General features: G+C 43.2%; 6 protein-coding genes. All 6 read right to left on the bottom strand.

What is annotated here, in order from left to right:
• Positions 1-620: 620 nt before the first annotated feature.
• From JXR81_07180 to JXR81_07155, 6 genes are read right to left on the bottom strand one after another with little or no spacing between them, the layout of a single operon-like run.
• A complete protein-coding gene (locus tag JXR81_07180; protein MBN2754633.1) occupies positions 621-1,352 on the bottom strand; it encodes a glycosyltransferase in 732 nt (243 codons plus the stop codon).
• Entirely contained in the window at positions 1,342-2,628 is a 1,287-nt protein-coding gene (locus tag JXR81_07175; GenBank protein MBN2754632.1) for an oligosaccharide flippase family protein, read from the bottom strand. The genes JXR81_07180 and JXR81_07175 overlap by 11 nt, the downstream gene beginning before the upstream one ends.
• Entirely contained in the window at positions 2,621-3,679 is a 1,059-nt protein-coding gene (locus tag JXR81_07170) for an NHL repeat-containing protein (GenBank protein ID MBN2754631.1), read from the bottom strand. The genes JXR81_07175 and JXR81_07170 overlap by 8 nt, the downstream gene beginning before the upstream one ends.
• Before the next feature lie 17 nt (positions 3,680-3,696).
• Positions 3,697-4,665 (bottom strand): NHL repeat-containing protein, encoded by a 969-nt coding sequence (locus JXR81_07165; GenBank protein MBN2754630.1) that lies wholly within the window; start codon positions 4,663-4,665, stop codon positions 3,697-3,699.
• Complete coding sequence (locus tag JXR81_07160) at positions 4,662-6,599, bottom strand: TIGR03663 family protein (GenBank protein MBN2754629.1); 1,938 nt, start codon at positions 6,597-6,599, stop codon at positions 4,662-4,664. Before JXR81_07160 ends, JXR81_07165 begins: the two co-directional genes overlap by 4 nt.
• A gap of 9 nt (positions 6,600-6,608) precedes the next feature.
• The gene (locus tag JXR81_07155; GenBank protein ID MBN2754628.1) at positions 6,609-9,077 is read right to left on the bottom strand and encodes a hypothetical protein; all 2,469 of its coding nucleotides are present in this window, start codon (positions 9,075-9,077) and stop codon (positions 6,609-6,611) included.
• Positions 9,078-9,485: the final 408 nt, after the last annotated feature.

Below are 9,485 nucleotides of genomic sequence, written 5' to 3'. Positions count from 1 at the left end.
CCTGATACCCTTCCTGCGCCGCCGCCACATCTGCAATAGTCAAATCTTCCGCGTAAGCAGATACTGCGTATAATAAAATAGACAAGATTATTCCCATAAGTTTTTTCATATTTTTTACTCCCAATTATTTTGTGCGAACCAAGATTTACAAACAGCCCCTCCGCCGTGTACCCTCCGCATAATTTCAATTATTTTAAACCATTACCGGATATTGTCAATGTAAAAAAACATAGGACAGAAAATTGAGGGACGGAGGGACAGATGTACGGAGGGACGGAAGAAAAACGAAACATTAAAAACAAAATTTTAGTAGACGCGGGTCTTTAGCCCGCGGTTGAAGCGAGTTTACGAGTGAAAGAAGTTGGGACATTTAAACAATAAACAACGCACCTTAAAAGGTACGGCTACCAAGGCAAAAACAAAAGTGCCGGACAGCGCGGGAGCGCTGTCCCTACAAATTCTAATACACAGAAAATAACCAAAATCCACGGGCTGAAGACCCGCGTCTACCAATACAAAAACAGCACTGTCCCTGCAAATTAAAACATAATTTCTAATCAAAAGCGAGACGCAACATGTTGCGTCTCTACGTTAAAAGAACAAATGAAAACAAAAAAACGTTACTGCTGTTTGTCGTAATACCTTATTATATGCAGGCGGTAGAATACGGCAAGGGTGTCCCATACCATATTAAAAATTGTTTTAAACTTTATGTGGCCGTATTTGCCTTTGTAGTCAACCACAACAGGCGCTTCTGCTATCTTATACCCTTTATGGTGCGCAAGCACTAAAAGTTCAAGGTCAAACGCGTAGCGTTTTATAAGCACTTTATGAAAGGTGTTTTTTAACACTTCCGCTTTAAACAGTTTTATTCCTGTCTGCGTGTCTTTAAGCGGCAGCCCGAACAGCAATTTCACTATAAAGAAATACACCGCAGACATTAACCTTCTGTTTTTCGGGTAATTTAATACCGAATCTTTATGGCGCTTGGAGCCTATTACAACATCGGCATTTTCTTTTTTCATCACTTCAAACAGCACTTCAAACTGCCTTGGGTGAATGTCAAGGTCGCCGTCAAGCAGCATTACCATATCGCCCGTGCATTTTTTAAACGCCTCTTTTAACGCCTCTCCCTTGCCTTCGTTTATCTGCTGTTTGTAAGCCATTACCCTTGGGTTATTTAACTCTTTCACCTTTTCATAAGTTTTATCTTTTGAACCGTCATCCATTACAATAATTTCATATTCAATCCCCAGTTTCTTAAAGTAATCATCGGTTTCCAGAATATTGGCGGCAACCGCAAGCTCTTCATTAAATACAGGCATTAAAACTGAAAGTTTTTTAAACGGCATGTTCGGGTTTCCTGTTCTCTTTTGCCGTAATAAGCGATAAAAGCAGTATCGCCAGATTCACGGAAAATAGTATTGTAATTACCTGCATGAATGACGCGTGGAAAAACCATAAAAGCACCGCATACAGTATGATTCCGGCGTACATTATATATATCATCGCATACCTGTGTATTGCCAGGCAGTAGTTCATAACCACATTTATTAAAACCAAAGGAAGTATTGCCGCGCCGAATATCTTTACCACCGGAGCAATGCCTTTATATTCCCCGCCAAAGAGCAGCCCAATTACAAAATCCGGAAAAAAGTAGCAGAATATTATCGCGGCGGCTGATACAACCGCCGTCAGCCCCAGGCTTTTTAAAAGCATTTTTCCTGTGGCGTTATTAAGTTCAAAACTCTGCGACACTTTGGGAAAAAGGGTCATGACTATAGCGCTTGGAAAAAACAGAAACGCCTTGCCTATTATTGACGTGGCGGAATACAGCCCCGCGTCATGTTCCGCGAAAAAATGTTTAACCATAAAGACATCCATATAACTGAGCAGAGAAAAAGCCGTGGCAGAGAAAAATACCGGCAGCGCGTACGATAAAATATCCCTTTTTCTTATTATTTCCACAGTCTTTTCCCTGTACTTAAACAGAAACGACAGCATAAAAATGCCGACAATATAAGCGCAGAAAGCGCCGACAAATGTGGTTAATAACGCGCCCCGCACACCGAATCCAAGCATTAAAAAAAGTATAAGTGAACCAAGCCGCAACACGGCGTCCAGAGTAAGGTTAATCCCCATGCCTATAAAATTCTGCATTCCCTGAAGTATGCCGCGTACAACCGGAATAATAAGCGATACAACCGCTATCAGGCCCAGAATGACTATAAGGCCGTAATCGTCTATTTTAAAGAAGGACTGTATAAAAGGCCCGCCCGCAAGAAACCCTATAAAATAAACGGCGCCAAGCATAAGAAACCAGCCTGTGGTTTTTCTGAAAAGGTGTTCAATGCCCCCGTAATTTTCCCTTGCCATACAGATGGATGTCTTTTTCACTATTGTCATCTGAAGCGCCATTGCAGGCATGGAAAAAAGTATTACAAGGCCCAGAAGAGGGACAAGCACTCCGTACTCTTCCGGGCCCAATTTTCTGCTTACGTACATGTGAAATATAAAATTTAAAAGGTTCACGCCGCTTGTGGCGGCAAACATTATTATTGAATCTTTCAGCAGGCCTTCATTTTTATCTTTCACTTTAATTCCCTGACTGCCGTGTGTATTATTCAAATACCGGCCTGATCTTTACTATTGTGTTCTTTGATACTTCGGATATATAAATGTTATCCTGCGCGTCAATTGCAATACCAAGAGGATTGCCAAAAAGGTTTTTGCCTTTTGAATCCGTCTTAATGGTTCCCACATATTTGAACTTTGGATGTTTGGTGTCATAGACCCAGATGTCCTGCGTGCCGGAAGATACCGCGTAAAGATAGTCGCGCGAATCAACAGCCACCATAGGCCACATGGGTTTTGCCGTATCCCAGCCCTTTACTTTTATTGAAGCTTCCGGCTTTAAATCGCCTGACAGAACCGCCACGCGCATATTGCCCGGGTCGCCAACATATACCCTTTTTTTGCTGTCAAACGCTATTCCAAACACTTCCTGAAAATTGCCAAGCGCTTTTCCGCGCTCGCCGAACGGTTTTCCTATACGGTTTCCGTCGGTATCAAACCTGTGTATTCTTGAAGTACCCGTGTCTGCCACGTGCACCATTCCGTAAGAGTTAACAGCCACATTTCTTGGGCTGTAAAAACCGGCTTTTTCTCCGCCAATTTCCAGGACAAACCTGCCTTTTGAATCAAACTTCTGCATTCTGCCGTTCCACGCGTCAGCCACATACAGATTATTCTGTTTGTCTACAGCCACGCCGGACGGTTCTTTAAACTGCCCTTTTTTTTCGCCTTTTTCCCCTACTGTGCCGGCGGATTCACCGTTTAACGTGAATTTGTCCACCCTGTTATTCTGAAGGTCAGCCACATATAAAAAACCGTCATCAGATACAGCAAGGCCCCTTGGCCCGTTCATCTGCCCTGTTTTTTCGCCTGTGCCGCCGAATTCAATTATTTTATCCGCCTTAATATACTTTACAGGATCGCCGCCCTTTAATTTTGCTATTCCTATCACGGCGGCAATAATAATAACGGCAATTATAAGCCCGCCAAAACCGCCTTTTTTCTTTTTACCGCGTTTTTTATTTTTTTTACCTTTGCTTTTCTTTGAAACCTTTTTTGATTTTACAGGTTTCTTTACAGTCTTCTTTACTTTTTTCTTGGCCATATTTAAACCCTCCTGTTTTAATCTTTATCTATATAACTGATAAGCTTGTTTAACCCCGAATCAGACACCACAATTTTTCCGCCGCCGGCGTACGCCACAGAAAGCGGGCAACCAAATAACGGCGCCCCGTTTTCATTTTTATCAATAATCTTCTTTTTCTTTCCGTCAAGGGAATAACGCAGCACCCTTTTGTTTGTGGAATCGGTGATGTAAATATAACCACGCTGTTTATCCATTGAAAGGTACGGTTCCATAAGACAGCCGTTAACAATCTGCCCGTCTGCCCAGCCGTCCACTTTAAATTCATTTACATACTGCCCGTTTGCCGTGATAATCTGCACCCTGTAATTCTTGCGGTCAAGTATGTAAAGTTTTCCGTCCGGCCCTTCCTTAATTCCAAAAGGTTCGTTGAACTGTAATTTGCCCGCGCCCTTTGTGCCGATTGTGGCCACAGATTTTCCCTGCGGGTCAAATTTCTCTATTTTGCCGTTGCCTGTGTCGCACACGTAAACATAACCATTTTTATCAACAGCCGCGTCGCGCGGGCCCCACATGCCTTTATCCTTGCCAAAATCTCTGATGTATTTTCCGCTTTTGTTGAATACCTGTATCCTGCTGTTCCATGTGTCCGTAACGTATATATTGCCGTCCGGCCCCATGTCTATGCCGCAGGGTTCCTTAAATTTGCCCTTATCCTCGCCTTCTTTTCCCCACATGGAAACAAAAGCATTTTCTTTGTTGAACTTCTGTATCCTGTGATTGCGGGAATCCACCACGTATATGTTTCCTTCCGCATCCACATCAAGGTCACGCGCGCTGTTAAACGAACCTTTTTTCGCCTCTGAAGACTGCGCCTGCTGTACGGGTTTTCTTTCTTTGCTTACATTGTCCGGATTGAACATAACAAGAATAACAATAAGAAGAATGCCAAAAAGCGTACCTATAATTATTTTTTCCTGCTTTGACATATTTGCCAGGTTAATCATCTGTCTCCGCCCTCCAGCCAGTATTTTTCAAGGTCTTTTCTTACGTAAACCACCATGTCATAAGAACCAAGTTCATTCCAAACATCGCGGTACATAAAACGCTTCCACATCATTTCTATCTTGCCGGGCTTGTTTGGCGCGCTGAAAAGCGGCGCGCTCCACCATTTCTTTTCATCAGGCGCCCACCATTCCCTTAACTTATACCTGAAAGCCACGTAATCATTTTCAAGTTTTGCCTTTACCGCGGCGTCATGGCCCACGTTTGCCTCTTCAATACCGGAGAAGATGATGGCTTTGCCGACATCAGAATCCGGTATCATTTTAGGCGGATACGCTATCTTTTTATAATCCCTTAAATACCACGCGAACGGCCAGGAACAATAATCTTCAATTACCATTTCCAGGTCATACGGGCTGTACCTGCGGAATTCCTGGCTGTCCCACTTTAACGCTTTCATCCTGTTGGCAAAATTATCAAGGTTACGGACTATTTTTGTGGAATCCACGGATGACTGCACGTAAACAAGCGACTCTTTGGGCGACGCGCCTTCTTCGTAAAAACATACGTTAATCGCGCCGTGTATTGAACCAAGCGATAACAGCGCAAACATCACAAGGCCGGCGGCGCGTTTCCAGGTCTGTTCTTTACTTTCAATTATATCGGCTATCATTTTTCCGGCTATCAGCATAAGCGGAAGCAGCGGATGAAGCACAAGCCACGGCATTTTTTCGCCCGCCCATGAATAAATTATCATCGCCATTATCCACCAGTAGATACAGAAAATATTAAATAAAGTCCTTTTTTCTTTTTTTATAACGTAATAAACCGTCGCTATAAGCCCGAAGAATACCGAAGGCAGTTCATAGAACGGCGTCAAAAGCAGGTAAAAATACCACGGCTGGCTGCCGCGCGCCACACCGTGCTGGCCAAGCCAGTACGTTAAAGCCGCGATATAACCGTCAATTATCCCCTTCGCGTTTACAAAGAAACTGTGATTAGGTTCTTTATTAAAAAACAAAAGCGCGTGTATCGCCACAAAAATACCCAGCGCGGTAAGAAACACTTTTGACCCCGGTTTTGTAAGCCAGTATTCCACCGTGCGGTGCATTCCGCCTTCTTCTTCATATTTATCAGGATCTGATTCTTTAAGCGAATTTTCCCACATCCATCTTACAAAAAAGAACGTTCCAAAGATAAACAGGGTTATATAGGTTACTTCTTTTGTCGCCCACGAAAGCGCAAGGCCTGTTGCCGCCAGAAACAGCCAACCGGGCTTTTTATTTTCAAAGTATTTAAACAGCCCTACAACTATCAAAAGCGTGTCTCCCGCTATGTAAATATCGTTTCTGATATAGCGGGACTGATACATAAACGAAGGCGATATTGCCATAATAAAAGCCGTGACCATAGCGCCTGTTTTTCCAAGCTGGGGTTTTAAATACCACAGAAGCCAGATGCAAAGCATACCGTAAAAAGCAGGCATTATCCTTGCGGTATAATCAGTGGCTCCGAACAGAAAGTAAACAAAAGCGTTAGCATGAAAAAGAAACGGCCCGTGAAGCATCGGGTTGTAAGAATACCCGTTGCCCATAAAAAGTTTCCAGCCGTAAAACGCGTGCATGGATTCATCGTGGTGCATGGGCTTATCGCCAAGCACCGCGAACCTTGAAACAAACGCGGCTATGATTATTAACAGCCAGATAACCGCTTCCCAGTTAATTGAAAAATTGCCGGGTGTCTGAATAAGGTCCTGCGTTGTTATTGCCATGTCTGAAGATTTTGCTGTTTTTGCCGCCGCCTTTTTGCCGTCCGCCTTTGCTTCTTTTTTTGCCGGATCGCCAGGCACCATCAGTTTGGCGCCGCAGCTGTCACAGAACTTGTTGTCTTTGGGATTTTCAGATCCGCACTTCGCGCATTTCATTGTATCTGCCATTTTTCCTCCTTACCTTTTCTTGTATATTATAGTGTCATTTTTATTAAAATAAGCCACATCCATAAACTCTTTAAACTTATCCAGATTTCCGGCGGCGCCGAACTTATCGCGTTCCAGCACGCCCACGTATACGTATTCCACGTTAAACTGGTTTAAAAGCTGCTGCGCTTCGTTGGCATCCGCTGTTTCGTATATTCTGCTGACAATACCCTGCCTGCGCCCGGCTTCGTCGTAATTGCCGCGCCACTGCAGTTCATGCCCCGGCCAGCCAAGCACTGTGGGTAATCCCGTAAAAGATGTTATTCTGGCGTATTCAGTGTATTCCCCGCCCCACGCTTCAAGGATTACGGGTTTTCCTTTAACTTCCTTTTTCAGCCACTGAATGGCCTCATAATCGCCCAATGCCGGCATCCTGCCTTCATAAAACCTTTCTTTTAAGAACGCGCTTCCGTCAAGTTCCATAGGCCTTGAAAAACCAGCGGTCTTTACGCTTGACGCCGCAAACGGATAGAACATTCCGGCCGCGATAAGAAGAATAAATACCGAATACCACGACCAGCGTATGGCGGCATGTTTGTGCCTTAAATAGAAATGCTTAACCCAGAAGAAACTGTACGCGGCCGCTATGGAATACATTATCCATGTCTGGTAATAGAATTTAAAGACTGTGTTCATACGTTCCAGAGGCGCATGCTGCCCTTCGCGGGAGAAAGTGTCAATAACGTGGAAAAGTTCGCAGCCAAGAGCGGCGAAAAACGCGGTAAAGATAAGGATTATAACAAACTGATTTTCTTTCTGTTCCACCTTTGTAAGCCCCAGCACAAACGTATAGGCAAACAGCAGAAACATTATACCCGCGAAAATTCCGGGGGTAAACCCTTTGCATTCCGGGCATTTTGCGTTAAGGTCAAAAATGGTCTTAACCGCTATAAGCAGCAGCGCAACACCTATTGCAATTCCAATTCCGATAAATACTTTTTTATCTTTAACAGTTTCGGGAGCGGTAAAAAGTTTAAAGAACGACATTACTGCCTGATTGCCTTTTTTTACGGGAAGCTCTTCCCCGCCAAGTTTAAGTTCCACGCCCGTTATCTGGTAACCGCACTGCCCGCATATTACTTTGCCTTCCCTTATTTCAGTTCCGCAGCGGGGGCAGTACTCTTTTCTCTTCTTGGATTTCTCTCCCTTAATGGCAAAAACCCAGTTAAATGTCCTGAACAACAGAAAAGATATAATTGGGAAAAGCATAATCCCAAAAATTGTAAGGTAATCCGCAACGCTTGTGTTTGCTTTTACAAAACCCACGCCCTTTGCCTGCGAACCAAAAAGAAGCGTAAAGGGCAGATACGCGATTATTGAAATTAAAAATATAACGCCGAAACCTGTTGCCGCGTCAACCCACCAGTCTTTTACTTTATCGCGGTCAGAATACCTGTTGGCTGCAATGCACAGCATTATGACAAAAAGGTATGTGGGGAAATCCCAGCTGTTTAAGAACCAAAGCCCGCCTAAAAGCAGCCCTGTGAATCCCAGAAACAGAAGCTTGCGCGGCTCTTTTCCGAATATATCCTTTTCTTCCCACTTGGCAAAAAGAAGCCCGATATTAAGAGCAAGCAATACAAATGGTATTGCCATCTGGTGCGGGTGAAGGTCGCCCAGAAGGAACGAGAAGAACGGGAATTCATTTATGGTAATATCGTAATTGGGCCTGTCAATTATCCTGGATGTGTGCCACCAGTTAAAGTTATCCGTGGACCAGCCATTGGAAACAACCTGAATAAACCCGTCAATATTGCTTATTAATAATAAAAATGCAGCGGCAAGAAAACCTATAAGATAATTCTTGGTAAGATTGTAAAGCAGCCCAACGGTTCCAAGGGCGGACAGCGCCACTATATATGTAAGGGCTATGTTGTACGCCATTCCGTTTGGTATGGCTGTAAGTTTAAACATTATGGCCATCATAAGATATCCAAAATAATAGTAGCTTATATGAAGCGCCTTGCCCGCCGCGTCAACGCCGTACATCCACGGGTCAAAAGGCGGCATTTTATCCGCTTTAACTATGGAATTCATGAAAGCAAAGTCCATAAATTTTTCCGTTCCCACGATATCCGGCTGGTTCATCCTGAACATGGCGTAAACAAGGAAAATAAGGAAATAAAACAGTTCCGCAATTAATACCACCCCGACTTTTTCAGAAAAGAACTGAAGCATTTCTTTTTTATTCTGAAGAAAAAGCCAGACAGAAACCCCTGTCATTACGGCTATTACCCCAAGTATGGTGCCGGTGGAAAAACTTAAGAAGCCCAGCAGCCATGAGAAGTATGATATAAGAAAAATACCCACAATTTTGGTAAACATATACCCTTTGTCCTGCGATTTCCCAAAAAGCACAAAGGTTATTGGAAAAGCCAGCAACCCGATTATTACAGAAACAAACCACCACTTAGCAATATAACCAAAAAATACGTCCAAAGTAACACCTCCGCTTTGCTTTTAAGGGCATTTTTCACCCATTATTTAAGCTTTTTGTAGAATTTTCCCGTTATAAACATATATAAAATATAGAGAATTATACGAAAAACCCCCATAATTGTCAATCGGGATAAACGGAATCAAACATAGAGTGACGGAGGGACAGATGGTCATATGTTTAGACCTGGTAGACGCGGGTCTTTAGCCAGCGGCAGTTTGTTTATCTATTGCTTATGGAATATTGGATAATCGTTTATGGGATAAATAACATTTATTATTGAATACTATATGAATTTTCTATCGTCGTAATGCCTGTTTTTGTAGAGTATGTCAGTTCTTTTGTGTAAACAGCCATTCATAGCTACTCTTGATCCAAGTTAAGTCTACCTTCAAAAACAATCGCAAACT

The sequence above is a fragment of the Candidatus Goldiibacteriota bacterium genome (assembly GCA_016937715.1).
GTDB lineage: Bacteria > Oederibacteriota > PGYV01 > PGYV01 > PGYV01 > PGYV01.
Note: the sequence above shows the minus strand (reverse complement) of the source record. Positions and strands in the feature narration are given on the sequence as shown.